The sequence below is a fragment of the Polaromonas sp. UBA4122 genome, from assembly GCA_002381615.1.
Lineage (GTDB): Bacteria > Pseudomonadota > Gammaproteobacteria > Burkholderiales > Burkholderiaceae_C > Polaromonas.
In genome coordinates, this window is the sequence record DFWY01000019.1 from 1 (window position 1) to 15,744 (window position 15,744).

At 60.9% G+C, this 15,744-nt stretch carries 14 protein-coding genes; 1 reads left to right on the forward strand and 13 read right to left on the reverse strand.

The genetic code is table 11. From position 1 onward, the window contains the following. Positions 1–186 precede the first annotated feature (186 nt). From B3F77_RS02495 to lptA, 9 genes are all read right to left on the reverse strand, one after another. Positions 187–486, reverse strand: coding sequence for a hypothetical protein (locus B3F77_RS02495; RefSeq protein ID WP_293603481.1), 300 nt, complete (start codon positions 484–486; stop codon positions 187–189). Positions 487–717: 231 nt separating this feature from the next. Continuing rightward, entirely contained in the window at positions 718–939 is a 222-nt protein-coding gene (locus B3F77_RS02500) for a hypothetical protein (protein WP_293603482.1), read from the reverse strand. 234 nt (positions 940–1,173) lie between these two features. Beyond that, complete coding sequence (locus B3F77_RS02505; RefSeq protein ID WP_293603427.1) at positions 1,174–2,646, reverse strand: RNB domain-containing ribonuclease; 1,473 nt, start codon at positions 2,644–2,646, stop codon at positions 1,174–1,176. A gap of 13 nt (positions 2,647–2,659) precedes the next feature. Continuing rightward, positions 2,660–3,505: a UPF0149 family protein gene (locus B3F77_RS02510; protein WP_293603428.1), complete on the reverse strand. Its 846-nt coding sequence runs from the start codon at positions 3,503–3,505 to the stop codon at positions 2,660–2,662. A gap of 148 nt (positions 3,506–3,653) precedes the next feature. Continuing rightward, the gene (locus B3F77_RS02515) at positions 3,654–4,073 is read right to left on the reverse strand and encodes a putative toxin-antitoxin system toxin component, PIN family (RefSeq protein WP_293603429.1); all 420 of its coding nucleotides are present in this window, start codon (positions 4,071–4,073) and stop codon (positions 3,654–3,656) included. Next, positions 4,063–5,430, reverse strand: coding sequence for a THUMP domain-containing class I SAM-dependent RNA methyltransferase (locus tag B3F77_RS02520; protein ID WP_293603430.1), 1,368 nt, complete (start codon positions 5,428–5,430; stop codon positions 4,063–4,065). Before B3F77_RS02520 ends, B3F77_RS02515 begins: the two co-directional genes overlap by 11 nt. Positions 5,431–5,515: 85 nt before the next feature. Then, positions 5,516–7,075 (reverse strand): RNA polymerase factor sigma-54, encoded by a 1,560-nt coding sequence (locus B3F77_RS02525; protein WP_293603431.1) that lies wholly within the window; start codon positions 7,073–7,075, stop codon positions 5,516–5,518. Between the two features lie 160 nt (positions 7,076–7,235). Beyond that, positions 7,236–8,024, reverse strand: coding sequence for an LPS export ABC transporter ATP-binding protein (lptB, locus tag B3F77_RS02530; protein WP_293603480.1), 789 nt, complete (start codon positions 8,022–8,024; stop codon positions 7,236–7,238). Positions 8,025–8,040: 16 nt separating this feature from the next. Then, the gene (lptA, locus tag B3F77_RS02535) at positions 8,041–8,673 is read right to left on the reverse strand and encodes a lipopolysaccharide transport periplasmic protein LptA (protein WP_293603432.1); all 633 of its coding nucleotides are present in this window, start codon (positions 8,671–8,673) and stop codon (positions 8,041–8,043) included. Between the two features lie 43 nt (positions 8,674–8,716). Between lptA and B3F77_RS02540 the strand changes: the two genes are divergently transcribed. Then, positions 8,717–8,872, forward strand: a complete 156-nt coding sequence (locus B3F77_RS02540; RefSeq protein WP_293603433.1) for a hypothetical protein — start codon at positions 8,717–8,719, stop codon at positions 8,870–8,872. 102 nt (positions 8,873–8,974) lie between these two features. On the opposite strand, the gene B3F77_RS02545 is transcribed toward B3F77_RS02540, so the two are convergent. From B3F77_RS02545 to B3F77_RS02560, 4 genes are all read right to left on the reverse strand, one after another. Then, a complete protein-coding gene (locus B3F77_RS02545; protein WP_293603434.1) occupies positions 8,975–9,808 on the reverse strand; it encodes a hypothetical protein in 834 nt (277 codons plus the stop codon). Positions 9,809–9,962: 154 nt separating this feature from the next. Continuing rightward, positions 9,963–12,875 (reverse strand): filamentous hemagglutinin N-terminal domain-containing protein, encoded by a 2,913-nt coding sequence (locus B3F77_RS02550; RefSeq protein ID WP_293603435.1) that lies wholly within the window; start codon positions 12,873–12,875, stop codon positions 9,963–9,965. Positions 12,876–12,889: 14 nt separating this feature from the next. After that, positions 12,890–14,566 (reverse strand): ShlB/FhaC/HecB family hemolysin secretion/activation protein, encoded by a 1,677-nt coding sequence (locus tag B3F77_RS02555; RefSeq protein ID WP_293603436.1) that lies wholly within the window; start codon positions 14,564–14,566, stop codon positions 12,890–12,892. A 495-nt stretch (positions 14,567–15,061) separates the two neighbouring features. Then, positions 15,062–15,730, reverse strand: a complete 669-nt coding sequence (locus tag B3F77_RS02560) for a thiol:disulfide interchange protein DsbA/DsbL (RefSeq protein ID WP_293603437.1) — start codon at positions 15,728–15,730, stop codon at positions 15,062–15,064. Positions 15,731–15,744 lie beyond the last annotated feature (14 nt).

Below are 15,744 nucleotides of genomic sequence, written 5' to 3' on the forward strand. Positions count from 1 at the left end.
TGTTTTACGGAAACATCAATAGTAAGAATGGTGCCAACCAAGCGGCGATCGATGAGATTGATGCCAGCCGGGAACTCCTGATCGTGGTTCGTCATGCCACATAGCTCGACAACAGCGCCCAACAAGACCATCGTACGGTCAGGCGCGTGAGTTGACCGATGCGCAACTTTCAAGCATCTCGCTTGGCTAGAAATGTGGTGACCGAGATGTGGCGATTAGTGCGAGAGAAGCGCTGAATTGCCTTAACGAAACGCGGATCAAATCAGCTTTGACCACCCTGTGGCGTAGCGCGTATTTTTTGTTCACGCTACGCCAAGTTTTGGAGCCTGTCAGGAATTTTGTGTGTGAGGCCACCACTTGTTCCATCTTCTCCAGAAAGACTTCGCGCCGCGTACGCTTTTTCTTCTTCTCGTACTCGGCCTGAGAAAAACTGACTTGGCGGTCACGATCTGTCGGAATCAAACTGCAGCGTATGGTGCTGCGCATATTTCCTCCTCAACCGATACGGGTAGTCTTCCCAGCTTTTTACTGGAGCCGACATGCCCGATACCCGAAGAATCACTATGCGTAAGATCAAAGATGTCCTGCGTCTCAAACTCGAGTCCAAACTATCCCACGAGCGCATCGCCGCCTCGCTAAAAATCTCCAAAGGCGTCATTGGGCCTTGCACCAGAGAAACGTATTTCCTCGCTTGGAGGTGTTGCCAGTCACGATTCTCTACCGAGTTAGGGCTTCCGGTTCGATGCTGCCATTGACAGCCAACTCTGAATGTCCGCTGTCGAGCCTGTGTGAAAACTCAAAAACAGGCATCAGGGTCAAAAAATTGGGTGTGCCAAAACCATTCCCGACCATACGATCGTAGCTTGTGGGTCGTTCTACGAGGTCGATTTTTGCTACGCGTTTGCAATCGACATTGCCGAAGACGTTTTCACACAGCATCTCCGTCTTTTGCAGGCATAGGTTGGCTCACGGTTGGCCGTCTGCTGTTGGTCGAATCCGGCCAATTCAAGCTGTATTCAAGCCCGTCAACTGACAAAGCAACAGAACTACCGGGGAAGTGCTAAGTTCAATTGCGCTTTATTGGACTGCGCTTGAAAAATCAAGGTGATGCCTATTCTGTGGCGATAGGCGCAGTGTCGTGCCTCACTTGCAGAAAGCTGGCTTGCACCCGCGTCAATCGGCCAGCACGAAGTCGATAAACCCGCGTTCCACGTCCGTGGAGATGAGCTTGACTCGAAGCTGTTGACCCACTTTGAGCCCAGGAACGCCATGCACCAGCTTGCCCTCTGCCGGGGGCGTGAAAATGCGAACCCAGGTGTTGCCCGATGAGATGCCGGTGACGATCGCATCAAAGCGCTGGCCGATGTGCGAATCGAGGAGCAATGCCGCTTCTGATTTACGCACCTTGCGTTCGACTTTTTGCGCGGCGTCTTCCTGCGTGGTGCAGTGCGCCGCCAGTTTGCCCAGCTCGGCATTCGTATAGGGCGCTGGCGCCGCCGTCAGCACCGCCTTGAGCATGCGCGAGGTGATCAGGTCGGGGAAGCGGCGATTCGGCGCTGTGGAGTGGGTGTAGTCGCGCACCGCCAGGCCGAAGTGGCCCACCGGCTCGCCACCGGGCAGCTCGACCACATACTCACCGGAGCCCATCAGCTTCACAATCACCAGAGAGAGATCCGGGAAGCGCAATGGATCGGCCTTGCGCCGTTTCGCCAGAAAAATCTCCAGCGCCTTCGAGTCCGGCTCCGTCGGCAGCGATTCGCCCAGGCTCGTGGCCACCTCGACGATCCGCAGCCAGCGCTCGGGAGAGCGCACGACACGCCGCAGCGAGGCACCACCCCTGGCCGCCAGAAAGCGGGCCGTGCACTCATTGGTGAGGATCATCAATTCCTCGATCAGCTGGCGCGCCCGGTTTTGCACTTGCTGGCGAATGTCCACCACCCTGTCGCCTTCAAAAATCGCCTGGGGCTGGAAGGTCTCGAATTCGAGCGCGCCCAGGGCATGCCGTCGGGTGCGCAAGGTCTGTGCGACAGCGTCCTGCGTGCGCAACTGCGCGTCCATGCCACGAACTACTCTGGCCGCAGCCGGCAGTTCGGCCTGGCCCTCAATCCAGTCCGACAAAGCGTCATAAGCAAGCTTGGCCTTGTTGCGTACCCTGGCCCGGTACACCGACGAGCCGGCCAGCGTGCCATCGGAATTGACAATCATCTCGGTCACCAGGGCGAGCCGGTCCTGGTCCGGGTTGAGCGAGGTCAGATCGGTCGACAGTTGTTCGGGCAGCATCGGAAACAGACGTGCCGCGGTGTAGACCGATGTCGTGTTGGTTCGCGCATGCTCGTCAATGGCTGTGCCTTTCTTGACGAGGACATCAACGTCGGCAATGGCCACCAGGATCTTGACCGCGCCACGGGGCAGCAGCTCGCAGGCCGTGAGTTGATCGAGATCGCGCGAGTCGTCGTTGTCAATCGAGCACCAAAGCAGCGCCGTGAGATCGTGTATGTCTGCGCCAGCCTCGATACCGGGGCCGGTGATCTGCGCAAGTTGCTGCTGGACGTCTGCTGAAAATTCAGGCTCCAGCCCCCGTTCGGTCATGGCATCTGTTGCGATGCGGGCGAGGTCAGCCCGGGTATAGAAGCGCTTTGATTTCATGCGTGGCATGCGCTCACGTCGCGCCGTGGCACTTCTTGTATTTTTTGCCGCTGCCGCAGAGGCACAGGTCATTGCGGCCGGGCGTGGCCTCCTTGCGCACGGCTTCTACGCGTGGCCCCATCGTTGTCCACAGTTCGCGCAGGTCATACACCGCCCAGATCGCCTCGCCAAAGGCATTGAGCCGGGCGATGCTGGTGCTGGGGGTGCCGTCTTCGCTGAGGGGAGACAGTTCAGGCTCAGCTTCGTCATCTTCGGTCATGGCCACCACGGCCTGCAGGGCGCCGTCCAGCCATTTGGCTGCGTCCTTGTCGCGGGGTGCTGCCCATTCCTCGGGCCAGCTTTCCACGGCATACATGAACCCCAGCGCCCACACCTGCGCAAACGCGGGCAGGTCTTCACCCTTGAAAGCGGCTTGCTCGTCGGGTGGCATGTCGGCGACGGCACCGCGAATGTCCATCACTTCAGGGTGGTAGCAGTGCTCGTCTTCCAGCGAGTTCACCTCGGCATCAAGCGCCGTGACGACCTCGTTCCAGCGCTGGTTCCAGAGCGCGAGGAAGCGCTCGCGCTGCGCTTCGCTGGCGAATGAGCCGCTTTCAGCGTCAGGCTCCTCGCCCTCGGCGGGCGTGCCCAGCAGCACGGGCAGATATTCATTGGCGGCGATGGGGCGGCGCGAACAAATCACGGCAGCCATGAAGCCTTCACAAAACTCCCACTGCGGCGTTTCGTCATGGCGGGTGCGTAGGTCGTCAAGGATGGCCTCGAGTTCGTCAAAGTCCTCGATCTCCAACAAGGGCGTATCAGGCGTTGGGGGAACAGGCGCGTTGGAAGATGGGGGAGAGGATGGAGATGGGGTCTTCATAAGAATACAGTCTTGAGCCTCCCGTGAGGCTCTTATGATGCAAAGTGTATCTGCTACGCCGCAGCCAGGTTTGGTTTTTACCCGATCACGACGGTCGGCTGGCCAAGCGGCCAGGTCCAACGCCTCAACCCAAGCAATACGCTATCAATTAAATAGCTATTTGCGCCCGTACTCCTTGAGCAAGGAGCCTTTTTTCCATTGAAATCACGGCCCGGTCCTTGCTGAGCAACAAAGCTTGCCGGGCGACTGCCAGGTCGATGAATTTCTGGTCGTCCGGGTCGCTGCAGGTCACGCTGGCTTTGGCGGCTACCGCTGTCAGCCGGGCGTGCTGGTCAAAGGCCGCCAGCACGTCCAGCGCGCTCAGCTGGTAAAAAGCCAGGCGCGGGACGATTTTGGGGTAAGCCAGCACGCGTACCAATTCATCGCGCATGGCTTGCGTGGCCATCCAGTCGAGCTCGCCGGCTTCCAGCGCGCCCTTTAGCGGGCGCGCCGCCACATCGTTGAAGACAAACACATCGAGAACGATGTTGGTGTCCAGAACGATGGGTTGAAGCGCTTTAATCGTCATGGGGTCCAGCCGCCTGATCCGTCGGCCGCTCGCCGGGCTTTCCCCGTGCAGAACCGGCCACCATGTCAAAACGGAACAAGCGGCATTCAATCGGGCCGTTCCACATGGGCACACGGCGCGATTCCTTGAGGCGCATCTTGCCGGGCAGCTTCAGGTCGGGCGTCAGGATATATGCCGTCCAGCCGGCGTAATTTTTCTTCCAGTGCGCCGCCAGCCGTGGAAAGAAGTCGGAAGCCTCTTCGCCGCTGGCCGTCTGCGCCTGCTCGCGCCCCGGGTTGGCGGAGCGGTCGCGCGGGGTGTCGGCCGCAGCCTCGTAACGAGGTAGCGGCTGGCCAAACTCGTCAACGCCCTGGCGCCGCTCATCCCTTTGATTGCGGCCCTGAACACCAGAAATGCCGGCCACGCCCGCGACATCGATCCGCTCGCCATACGGCGGGTTGACCAGCATGATGCCCGCGGGAGCGGGGGGCATGCGCTGCAGTGCATCGCCGCCGCGCAACTGCACGGCGTGGGCGACACCCGCGCGCTCGGCATTGCGCTCGGCAAAATCCACCATCCGGAACGAGACATCGCTGCCAAACACGGGCGCGGTGGGCTCGGTGATGGCGGCCTCGGCCTGATCCAGCAAGCCGTCCCACACATGGCCCTGGAACGGCAGATATTTCTGGAAGGCAAAGCGGCGGTTGATGCCGGGCGCCATGTTGCAGGCAATTTGCGCGGCCTCGATCACGATGGTGCCGGAACCGCAGCACGGGTCGTACAGCGGCACGCCTTCCTTGCAGGCCAAGTCCCAGCCGCTGGCGGCAATCATGGCGGCCGCCAGGGTTTCCTTCAAAGGGGCGTCACCCTTGTCTTCGCGCCAGCCGCGCTTGAACAACGGCTCGCCCGAGGTGTCGATGTAAAGGGTGACGGTGTCGGTGGTCAGGTGCGCATACACGCGCACGTCGGGCCAGTGGGTATCCACATCGGGGCGCACGTCAAACTTGGCCCGAAAGCGGTCGGCAATCGCATCCTTGATCTTGAGCGCTGCAAAATTCAGGCTGGTCAGCGGGCTGTGCTGCGCCGTGATCTCGACCTTGAAGGTCTGCTTGGGCGTGAACCAGATCTCCCACGCCACGTTGGCGGCGGCGTTGTACAAGTCCTGCTCACTGCGGTATTGACTGTGCTGCAGCTCGATCAGCACGCGCTGGGCCAGGCGGCTGTGCAGGTTGAGCTGCAGGGCGTCGCGCCACGAGCCTTGCAACTGCACACCGGCGCGCCAGGCCTTGCCCTGAATACCGGTGACGCGCTGGACCTCGGTGGCCAGCAGGGCCTCAACACCGGCGGCGCAAGGCAGAAATAATTGAAGTTGATTCATAAGTGAGTTTTGAGATTTTTTTTGCGTGACGCCTGGCTTGAATCCTGCGTGGCGGTGACGTGAAGAGTAAAAAGGGCGTCGCCGCTTAAAGTGATTTGCGCAGGCTGGTGGGCGCTATGCGCAGGGCCTCGCGGTACTTGGCGACGGTGCGGCGGGCGCATTCAATGCCCTGCTCCTTGAGCATTTCGGAAATCTGGTTGTCGCTGAGCGGCTTTTTAGGGCTCTCGGACGAGACAAACTGCTTGATGAGCGCGCGTACCGCCGTGCTGGAGGCATTGCCGCCGGTTTCGGTTCCCAGAGCAGAACCGAAAAAGTATTTCAGCTCAAAGGTGCCGAAAGGCGTGCTCATGTACTTGGCCGTTGTCACCCGCGAGATGGTGGACTCGTGCAGGCCCAGCTCATCGGCAATCTCGCGCAGCACCAGCGGGCGCATGGCCAGTTCGCCATGCGTGAAGAAATTCTTCTGCCGCTCCACAATCGCGCTGCTGACGCGCAATATCGTGTCAAAACGCTGCTGGATGTTCTTGATGAACCAGCGCGCTTCCTGCAACCGCTGCTGCAGCGCCTGACCGCCCTGGCCTCCACCTTTACCGTTATGCTGCTTGAGGACGCTGGCATACAGGTCATGCACGCGCAGGCGGGGCATGACGTCGCGGTTGAGCGACACCTTGAATCCCCGGCCCGATTTCACGACGATGACGTCGGGCACGATGAGGTTACGTTCGACATTCACAAAGCGGCGACCGGGCTTGGGGTCCAGCCGTCCAATCACGCCAATGGCACCCTTGATCACGTCTTCAGGAAACCCGCACAGGTGTGACAGGCGCTTGACATCCCGCTTGGCCAGCAGTTCCATGGACTGCTGGCAGATGGCCATGGCCGCGCGGGTTTCTTCGCAGTCCTTGCAATCGAGCAACTGCAGGCCCAGGCACTCGGCCAGGTTGCGCGCGCCGACGCCGGCAGGCTCCATGTGGTGCAGCAGCTTCAAGGCCATGGCGAAGTGCTGTTCCAGCTCTTCGACTTGCTCCAGGTCGTCACCTGCAAGGCCTGCTGCCAGCGAGGACAGGCTGTCTTCGAGGTAGCCGTCGTCATTGAGCGATTCGATCAGGAAGTGCAGGGCCGCGCGGTCTTCGTCCGACAAGCGCAGGCCGAGCGACTGCCGGTGCAAATGGTCCTGCAGCGATTCGTGGCTGCCCGCCAGATCGGAAGCCTCGGCATCGCTGTCGTCCAGGTTGTTTTTGCGGGCTGGCGCGTCGCCGCCCCATTCGCTGTCGTCAGGCGCGGACTCGACCGTGCCGTCGCCGTCCCAACTTTCCTCCAGCTTGGGCTCCGAGCTTATTTCAGGGCCGGTTTCAGAGTCATTTTGGCTTGTAGTGCCCGTTATATCTGCATTATCAGCTATTGAATTTGTAGCAGACTCGAACTCCCGGTTGTCCTGACTGACCGGCGTGTTGGTGTACTCCAGGCCAAATTCTTCGCGCGCCGCGGCATCTTCGGCCACTTCCAGAAACGGGTTGTCATCGAGCATCTGCTCGACTTCCTGGCTCAACTCCAGCGTGGACAGCTGCAGCAGGCGAATCGACTGCTGCAGTTGTGGCGTGAGTGCCAGATGCTGCGAGACGCGAAGAGAAAGGCCTTGCTTCATCTCAGCAACCCGATCCGGACGCCGCCGTCTGCAAGGCGTCTCGCAGAGTATGCGGCGACAAGCGTGGGGGCCAACGAACGCAGCGCCGGGCCGCCCCAAGCAAGTTCAGCCCCCTCGGGAGGCAGCGCAGTACACGAAGTGAAAAGCGTGGGCGCCACATTCACATCTTGAAGTTTTCGCCGAGATAGACGCGGCGCACATCGGCGTTGTTCACGATTTCGGACGGCGCGCCGGCAGCCAGCACATGGCCGTCGCTGATGATGTAGGCGTGATCGCAAATGCCCAGCGTTTCGCGCACGTTGTGGTCGGTGATCAGCACGCCAATGCCGCGCGATTTCAGGTAGCCGATGATGCGCTGGATCTCGATCACGGCAATCGGGTCAATCCCGGCAAAGGGCTCGTCGAGCAAGATGAAACGCGGCTGGGTGGCCAGGGCCCGGGCTATCTCGACGCGGCGGCGTTCGCCACCCGACAGCGCCGGCGCCGGCGAGTCGCGCAGATGGTCAACCCGCAAATCCTTCAGCAGGGCATCCAGCCGCGATTGGATTTCGGCACGACCCAGCGGCTTGCCGGCTTTGTCCAGCTGCAACTCCAGCACGGCGCGCACGTTTTCTTCAACAGTGAGCTTGCGGAAAATCGACGCCTCCTGCGGCAGGTAGCTCAGCCCCAAGCGGGCGCGCCGATGAATCGGCATGTGCTCGACGGGCTGGCCTTCGATGGAGATTTCGCCCGCGTCGGCACGCACCAGGCCCACGATCATGTAAAACGACGTGGTTTTGCCCGCCCCATTGGGGCCCAGCAAGCCGACCACCTCGCCCTTTTGCACGCATAGCGAGACATCCTGAACCACCCTGCGGCTGCCGTAGGATTTTTGCAACCCCTGCGCGACAAGGCAGCTGGACGATGCGGCCCCGAACCGGGCCGTTAAAGTGTCGATCACCGCATTCATCTGTTGCAGGTTCTTTCTAGTTTTTGACATTGCCCAGCGTGGTGCTGGGACGCAGGCTGGGCGCGGGCCCAGCGGCTGGTGATACTGCGGCGCCCGGTGCCGACGCGGCGGCGCGCGGTGACAGCATGGCGCGAACCCGCCCTGTCGGGTTGGCGGCCGTGCGGTTTTCCGCTCCACCATCCACGGTGAACACATCGGTGTTGTTGTTGTAAACAATCAGCGCGCCCGTGGTTTCGTCGACCAGCGTTGCGCCGTTGTAGCGGCGCACCACGGCGCGCTTGATGAATTTGACGGTATCGGCGCGGCTGTCGTATTCAATACGTTCACCTTCGCCCTCAATATACTCATCGACCCCATCGCGTTTTTTGCGGTAAAAGGCCAGCTTGCCGGGCGCAGCAATGGCAACGGCCTGCTGGTAACCCTCGGGATCCTGGACCACATCCACCCGCTCACCGCGGACGATGGTGGTGCCCTTGGTGATGACCACGTTGCCGGTGAACACGCTGGTCTGCTTCAGGTCGTCGTAGCGCAAGGCATCGGCCTCGGCGTTCATGGGCTTGTCGCGATCGGCTGTTTCAGCCGCGACCGGAAACACCGTCCCCGCCGCCAGGGCGGCCATCACGATCAGGGAGAAAAAAGGGTGTTTCATAAGGCACGAATCTTGCTGCTTAAAGGGTCCTGTCATTGTAGCCATGCTGGCTGGGGAATGGCCCTGGTGGAAAAATTTTGATATTTTCCCGCACCCATCACAAACTTTTAGCCCCTTGGGCGGCGCTTCTGCCGGACCAGAATTTGAAAAATCCGGTCTGCGATCCGGTGAAAACGGCTGGAGAAGCCTGAAAAATTGAACGTATCCGAATTTTTCTGGCGTCCGGAAGGGCGCGCGTCTGGGCGCGACGGCCCATGAGCGGAAACTTACGCGTTCGAGAGACGGGGCGTCAGGTCCGTCATCACTTCGCAATATGGGTGCCAGATTGAGATACAACCAGCGCGGACAAAGGCGGGCTCGCAGTCTGCAGCCGCTCGCGCTCGTCGACGTCATACGACGCGAAGACTTTTTGCGCCGAGCGGGTTTCCGGCAGCACGTAGACAATGCCGTACGTCCCGGTAAAACCGTTCGTCCCGGTAAAAGCCGGGTGCACTACGCTCTTGAAGAATTCCGCCGGAACATTGATGCATCCATAGGAAATACGGTGGTCCAGCGGCGCCGGACTGTCCAGACGCTGCAGACGGCGCTCCTGAACGTTGCTCGTGATCACCGGATGCAGAGAAATCGCGGCTTTGTAGTCGACCCAGAGCACTTCCTCTCCGTGGAGATCGGGGTTCAGCGCGGCCACAAAGCGGCCCGCCGGCGTCGTGCGCTCTTCGGGGCGAATGGTTGCTAACTTTCGATCGCCGATGCCGGGGACGGAGTCGTCGCCCACCGCCAGGCCGAGCAGCGCGGGGGCTGCGCCGCGGAGGCGACCGTCCGCATGGAATACAAACACTTTGGCGTCTGTTTTGTCGACAATCACGAACGGCAAGCCGCGGTTGTCGCCCGAATCGACGACCCAGTCTGCCACGTGCCGAGCGTCCTGGGACGCGCGCTCCCGCTCGAAGTTCGCCCGTTTGGCACGATATTCCGACGCGGTCGTGGCGGGGGCTGCTGCGCCTTGATGCGCGGACAATGAGCGGCTCGGGTTGGCCAATGGCGCAACGTCGTTTGCCGCGAACGCTGGGTGCGCGCTAAAACTGGCGGCCAGCAGGCCCAAGCAAATTCCTTTGGCCAGGATCGCCGCGATCAAGCGCACGCTCCCTGAGCGCCTTGCGCACCGCATCGTCACCGAAACGCGCAGCCCGATCCTTTTTCTATTGCTTGTCATAGGATTGCCTTGGCACATGACTGCAAGTGGCCCCGGCGCGTATGTTTCATCCATCGGCGCAGAGGGCCTGCGGCTCTCAGTTGCGGCCTTGTTTGCGCGGACCAGGGGGCACCACGTAGATCATTGGCGGCGTCTTGGCAGGTGGCACGACAATCGGCGTTTGCTCGGGCACGACAACCGGCGTTTCAACTGGCACTGCGGCTGGTACAAGGGTCAGCAGCTTGGGCGGCGTCTGAGCCAGTACTACGGTGGGCCAGGCGACCGGCGTCACGGGCGGGACGATCTCCGGCGGTGTGAAGGGGGGCACTACAAGCAGCAGCGTCTCAGGGGGCGGTGGTGTTGGTGTTGGTGTTGGTGTTGGTGTTGGTGTCGGAGTCGGAGTCGGAGTCGGAGTCGGAGTCGGAGTTGGAGTCGGTGTCGGAGTTGGAGTCGGTGTCGGAGTTGGAGTCGGTGTCGGCACCACCGTCCATGTCGCCGGGACCAGGCAAACCTGCAGGCTGGGATAAGTCACTCCATTGGTGACCATGGTCCAGATGCTGGTGAAGTCCCAGGTCGGGCTCAAAGGCGCGTTGGCCGGCGTGGCAGAAGTGAAATTGAGCTGCTGTTTCATGTCGGCGGTGGGCATGCCCTTGACGCCGGCGCCGCCGGCGCTGAGGCCTTGAAGGGAGGTCGTGGTATCCCAGAAGCTGTTGCTGGCGGTGCCACCGTTCATGAACCCCACCAGCCCGCCGACGGGAACGGCGCCGCTCACGGCGCCTGCAGAGAAGCTGTTGCTGATGTTCCCGTCATTCCATCCAATGAGCCCGCCGACGTTGCCGCCTGCCGTCGTCACCGACCCGGTGGCGTAGCTGTTGCTGGTGGCGCCGGTGACCCATCCCGCCAGCCCGCCGACATAGAGCGCGGCGGCGTTCACCGTGCCGGTGGCGTAGCTCCTCGTGATGTTGCCGGTGATCCAGCCCGCCAGTCCGCCGGTGTAGCCGCCGGTGCCGGTCACTGGCCCGGTGGCGTAACAGCAGTCGATGTTGCCGGTGATCCAGCCCACCAGCCCGCCGACGTAATCGGCGCCGTTCACCGCGGCCGTGGCGGAGCTGTTGCTGATATTGCCCGTGTCCCATCCGACGAGTCCGCCGACGTAGCTGCCGGCACCCGTCACCGCCTGAGTGCTGTGGCTGTTGGTGATGTCGCCGTTGATGTGTCCGGCCAACGTGCCGGTGTACAGGCCGCCCGACACGCTGCCGCCTGCCAGCGTAACGTTTCTGAGCATGGCGCCGACGGGACTGACGACGTAACCGAACAAGCCCACATTGTTCGTCAGAGGCCGCGCGATCGTGAGCCCGTTGATGGTGTGGCCCAGCCCGTCGAAGTTGCCGGTGAAGGGGTTCGCAATCGTGTTGCCAACCGGGTTGAAGCCCGCGCCCGCGTTCCAGGGAATGGTCGGGCTGGCATCGATGTTGCCGCCCATGGCATAGTTTCCAGCCAGGTTGCCGGCCATGCCCTGCAGGTCGGTGCCGGTGATGCTGGTTGCCGCGCCCAGGCTGGTGATCACGGTGTAGTTGACAGGCACGCCATTCGAACCCAGCTGGGTGCTGAAATTAGGGCCGGCGGGAAGATTCACCGGTGCCAGCACGTTGTAGGTACTCGTATTACCTGCGGCCACGGCACCCTGGCCGTACAGTAGCGACAGGCTGGCTGTGCCCGAGCCCATCATGGCGCTGCTGATGTTGATGTTGTTCTGGGCGTTGAGGGTGAGCTTGTTGGCTGACCAGGTGACGACATCGGCGACGTTGATGTTGCCGTTGACGCCGACCGCGCCGGAGCTGCTGAGGATGGTGACGTTGCTGGTGGCAAGGTTGGCGCTGAGTTGGGCGCCAGTGATATCACCACCCGTCGCAGCGATGGTGTAATCCACCGGGTCGATCAGCCAGGTGCCTGACTTGCCTTGTGCGGATTGAGTGGTAACGATGGTGTTGTCGGCGACTTTGACGTGCGCCGCCGAGGTTTCGATGAAGCCGCCGTTGCCGCCAGTGGGCGCCGACGCATCAAGCGTGCCGCCCACGTTCACGGTGCCGCTTTGCATGTCGCCCATCAGCTTGATGCTGCCGTCTTTGCCGGTGACCAGCGTCTGCGCCCGGATCACACCGGTGTTGTTCACGGCGCTTGGCAGCAGACCACTGGCCGACCGCGCGGTCAGCAAGACCTGGCCGCCGTCGGCTTGGATCAAGCCGCCGTTTTGCACCAGCGCGTTCACCGCGCCCTGGTTCACTGTCACATTGAGCAGTCCGTCACCGGCGACGTCCAGCGTGATGGCGTTGCCAGCGGCGAGCGCCACCGTGCCGAGTCGGGCCGCAATGACGCCGTCGTTGCGGACGTTGGCACCCAGCAGCGCCACATAGCCGCCGTCGGCGTTGATCGTTCCCTGATTGAGGACCGTGCCATTACCCGCGCCAGAAAATTTGTAGCTGCCTGCCATGAAATCACTGTCAGTGATATTCAGGGTGGAGGCAACCAGCCCGCCGACATTGACCGATGCACCTTGGCCAAACAGGATGCCGTTTGGATTCACCAGAAACACTTTGCCGTTGGCCGACAGACTGCCCAGGATGCTCGAAGGATCCGAACCCAGCACCCGGTTGAGCGCTACCGAGTTGCTGTTGGGCTGCACGAACCGGACCGCTTCTCCCGGTGCGATGTTGAAGCTCTGCCAGTTGATCGCCGCGTTCTGCGTCGACTGGGTGATGGTCGTGCTGCCCGCTCCGCTGCTGATGCTGGCGCCACCTGCCGCTACGACGCCGCCTGCGGGTAGGGCAAAGACATTCGCGCCAAATGACAGCATCACGGAAACTGCCAGGGCTTGCAGGGTAAAACGTGCACTCGCATGCTTGGCACTTGTGCAGGACGAGGTTTTTTTGCCCGCGCTTTTGGCGTTTTCGGAAACGGCGACAAAGGTGCCGGTCGTGTCGTTCCAGATTGATCGGTAGGTACAGTTCATGGGGTCACTCCATTTCAGAAATATTTAACGGCTTGTATCCAGAATCGGCCCGACGCGTCCGGGGCTGACGTGGCCGCTTCATCGCCTAGCTTGAAGGCGTAATACGCCCTCACCATAAAATTGTTGGCGTCCGACCAGTTGAGTCCAACGCCGGCACCGCTCAGGGTTCTGCGGTTCGGCCCGGCCCCCGGCCAAGGGTTCTTGTTGATAGTCACACTGCCGGTATCGACAAAGCCGACCAACTGCACCTGCCCAAGCTGTCGTTCGGAAAACTTCGGCAGTTGCATTCTGGCTTCCAGAGTCAGTACATAGCCCTGGTCCGCATAGGCTTCTCCTTCCGGATAGGCTCGCACGGCGTACATGCCGCCGAGTTCCATCTTCTCCGAAATGTCCAGGTTCTTCGAGGCGACTTGCCCGTTGATAGCTGCGTAAAGCGAGATCGAGTCGGTCACGCTCTGGAGGCGGCTGACGCTGTATCCGAGCTTGTTGTAATGGCCGTTGCTTTGCGCCGTGGCCGCATCGCGATCCCGCGCTTCAGGAGTTTGTATGTCGAGGTTGCCAGCAAACCAGGTGAGCGAATAACTGGTCAGTCCACTGCCGCCAAAATTGTCACGGTGGTTGCCGTACAGGCTGGGCATCAACACCTGCGCCTTCTTGTCGGTGACGGACGGAGGCGAAGTCGCGTCTATCCTGTCTTGAAACGTCTTGGCATCAAAGGCAAGACCGGCGTAGAGATTGCTATTGCGCGACCGGATCAGGGGATAACTGCCATAGATGCTCGCAATCTTTGCCGTGCCGTTGGCATCCAGAGGTTCGAATTCATGACCCAGTTTGTATTTCAGATAGCTGTAGGCGACCCCGGCCGTCGCTTTACCGAATTGCATCTGGTACGAGGCGCGGGCATAGTTCAGCCCGGAGCCCGAAGTCATTGCGCGCAGCGAGGCGACGTCGCCGTGGCCCGCCAGATTGTTGAGGTTAACCGTCGCTCCCAAGCGGTATTCGCCAGTGTAATAGTTCCCAGCGTTGTCGGCATCGACTTCACCCGAGACGCGCGGCCCCGGTGTAACGTCAACGATCAGGTCGGATGCCCCCACGGAGGCACCTGGTACCAGGGTCGATTTGACGTTCACGCCGGGAAGGTCGGAAAGCAGCAGAAGACGGCTCTCGAGCGGAGCGGAGGTGACCGGGTCGCCGCTGTTGATACCCTCAAGCTGGCTATACACCAGCCCATCGGACAAGTTGCTCTGGTTGCGCACGGCAACCTTACCGTACTGGCCTTCGAGCACGGCGATGGTGACAGCACCGTCCTTGATGTCCTGCGCGGGCAGGTAAGCCTGCGCCACGAAATAACCATCATTGCGATAACGCTCGGTAATTTTCAAAGCCATGCCGCGCAGGTCGGCAAGGGTCTGCTCGCTGCCGGGCTTGAAGCCCGTGAGCGCGATCAGGTCGGCCTCCGGGTAGACGCGCGCGCCCGTCACTCTCAAACTGTTGACGGTTATTTTCACCGCGTCGGACGCTGCAGTAGCTGGCTCACTGCTGGGCTCGATGCCGATTTTTGGCGCAGCTTTTTGCGGAATGGGCAACGGGGGAATCTGCTGAAGCTGGCTGCCGGCACTGGGAGGCTGCTGGGCAAACACGCTTTGACTAAGCGCCAGGATCGCAAACGGCAATACTTTATTTTTAAACACCAGGTGACTCCTATGACATGAATAATTTATCGCTTCTAACCGCGCCGGTTAAGGCACGAAACGATGCTGGCAGGGATGAACAGACCGGGTGCTGGTACGTACGAGGGTCGTACTTTTGAGGTCTGTTCAGGCCTTGAGCCTTGCATTCATTAGGCGCGTAAAAGTTGTAACTGTCTGAAAGACGCCGTAGGACGCAGCGCCATGTCGGAGCGGGAAAAGAACGCGTCTGTCATGACACATAGCTGCACAAGGCGCGGTGCGAACGCCGCTCCTGTTGCCGTATTCAAGGTGCTGGAGGGTGACGGGGTGAGCGTGTGCGCCAATCAGGGCGTCAGGAAAGCCGAAAAATGACGGTTTTTATGCTGGCTTGATAGACTGCATGCCAAATAATGACAGGCATGAGCAGCTATGTAATTAGTAGCAATATTCAAAGCCCGACCTGCCGCTGGTCAGGGCTTTGAGGGGCTCAGGGTGTTCCCGTCGCCCGACTTGGCCTTACTTGGCTTTGCCGCGGGATTGCCCGATCAGGTAATCAGTAACCTGCAGCGCACGTTCCATGGTTTGAGTCAGTTCGGCGGAGGTGTAATAACGGCCGGCGATGCCCAGTGCCGGCACGCCGTCCACCTTGTAGCTGTCCATCAGCTGTGTGGACTTGCGCACCTTGGTGCTCACCGAAAACGAGTTGTACATCTCGACGAACTTGGGCTTGCTGATGCCCTGCTTTTCAGCCCAGGCCGCCACCTGATCTGCCGTATTGAGCGCCTGCCTTTCCACATGAATGGCGTTAAACACCTTTTTTTGGAGTTCATCAACCTTGCCCATTCCTTCGAGCACATAGTAAAGACGCTGCTGCGGCTCCAGATCGGGGCGGAAGGCCACCGGAGCGCGCCTGAGCGTCACGTCCTTGGGTAATTTTTTGCTCCAGGCTTCAAGTTGCGGCTCAAAGGCGTTGCAATGCGGGCAGCCGTAAAAGAAGAAGTCCACCACCTCAACCTGCCCTGCGGGGGCTTCGGTCGGCGCCGGCCTTTCCAGCGTCAAATAGTCAGCGCCGTCCTTGAAGGCTCGGGCCTGGGCTTGCGCGGCGGTGGGCAGCAGGGCTGCAGCACCCCAAGTGGCGGCAGCTGCCATGGAAGCGGCTGAAAGCGAAAACTCACGTCGTTGCATTAATTTTTCTCCTG

What these genes read in the sequence shown, in the direction of transcription:
- B3F77_RS02540 (WP_293603433.1), top strand. Translation starts at nt 8,717, where the DNA reads ATGCTGGCTGGGGAATGGCCCTGGTGGAAAAATTTTGATATTTTCCCG.
- B3F77_RS02505 (WP_293603427.1), bottom strand. Translation starts at nt 2,646, where the DNA reads ATGAAATCAAAGCGCTTCTATACCCGGGCTGACCTCGCCCGCATCGCA.
- lptA (WP_293603432.1), bottom strand. Translation starts at nt 8,673, where the DNA reads ATGAAACACCCTTTTTTCTCCCTGATCGTGATGGCCGCCCTGGCGGCG.
- B3F77_RS02515 (WP_293603429.1), bottom strand. Translation starts at nt 4,073, where the DNA reads ATGACGATTAAAGCGCTTCAACCCATCGTTCTGGACACCAACATCGTT.
- B3F77_RS02520 (WP_293603430.1), bottom strand. Translation starts at nt 5,430, where the DNA reads ATGAATCAACTTCAATTATTTCTGCCTTGCGCCGCCGGTGTTGAGGCC.
- lptB (WP_293603480.1), bottom strand. Translation starts at nt 8,024, where the DNA reads ATGAATGCGGTGATCGACACTTTAACGGCCCGGTTCGGGGCCGCATCG.
- B3F77_RS02550 (WP_293603435.1), bottom strand. Translation starts at nt 12,875, where the DNA reads ATGAACTGTACCTACCGATCAATCTGGAACGACACGACCGGCACCTTT.
- B3F77_RS02500 (WP_293603482.1), bottom strand. Translation starts at nt 939, where the DNA reads ATGCTGTGTGAAAACGTCTTCGGCAATGTCGATTGCAAACGCGTAGCA.
- B3F77_RS02495 (WP_293603481.1), bottom strand. Translation starts at nt 486, where the DNA reads ATGCGCAGCACCATACGCTGCAGTTTGATTCCGACAGATCGTGACCGC.
- B3F77_RS02510 (WP_293603428.1), bottom strand. Translation starts at nt 3,505, where the DNA reads ATGAAGACCCCATCTCCATCCTCTCCCCCATCTTCCAACGCGCCTGTT.
- B3F77_RS02560 (WP_293603437.1), bottom strand. Translation starts at nt 15,730, where the DNA reads ATGCAACGACGTGAGTTTTCGCTTTCAGCCGCTTCCATGGCAGCTGCC.
- B3F77_RS02525 (WP_293603431.1), bottom strand. Translation starts at nt 7,075, where the DNA reads ATGAAGCAAGGCCTTTCTCTTCGCGTCTCGCAGCATCTGGCACTCACG.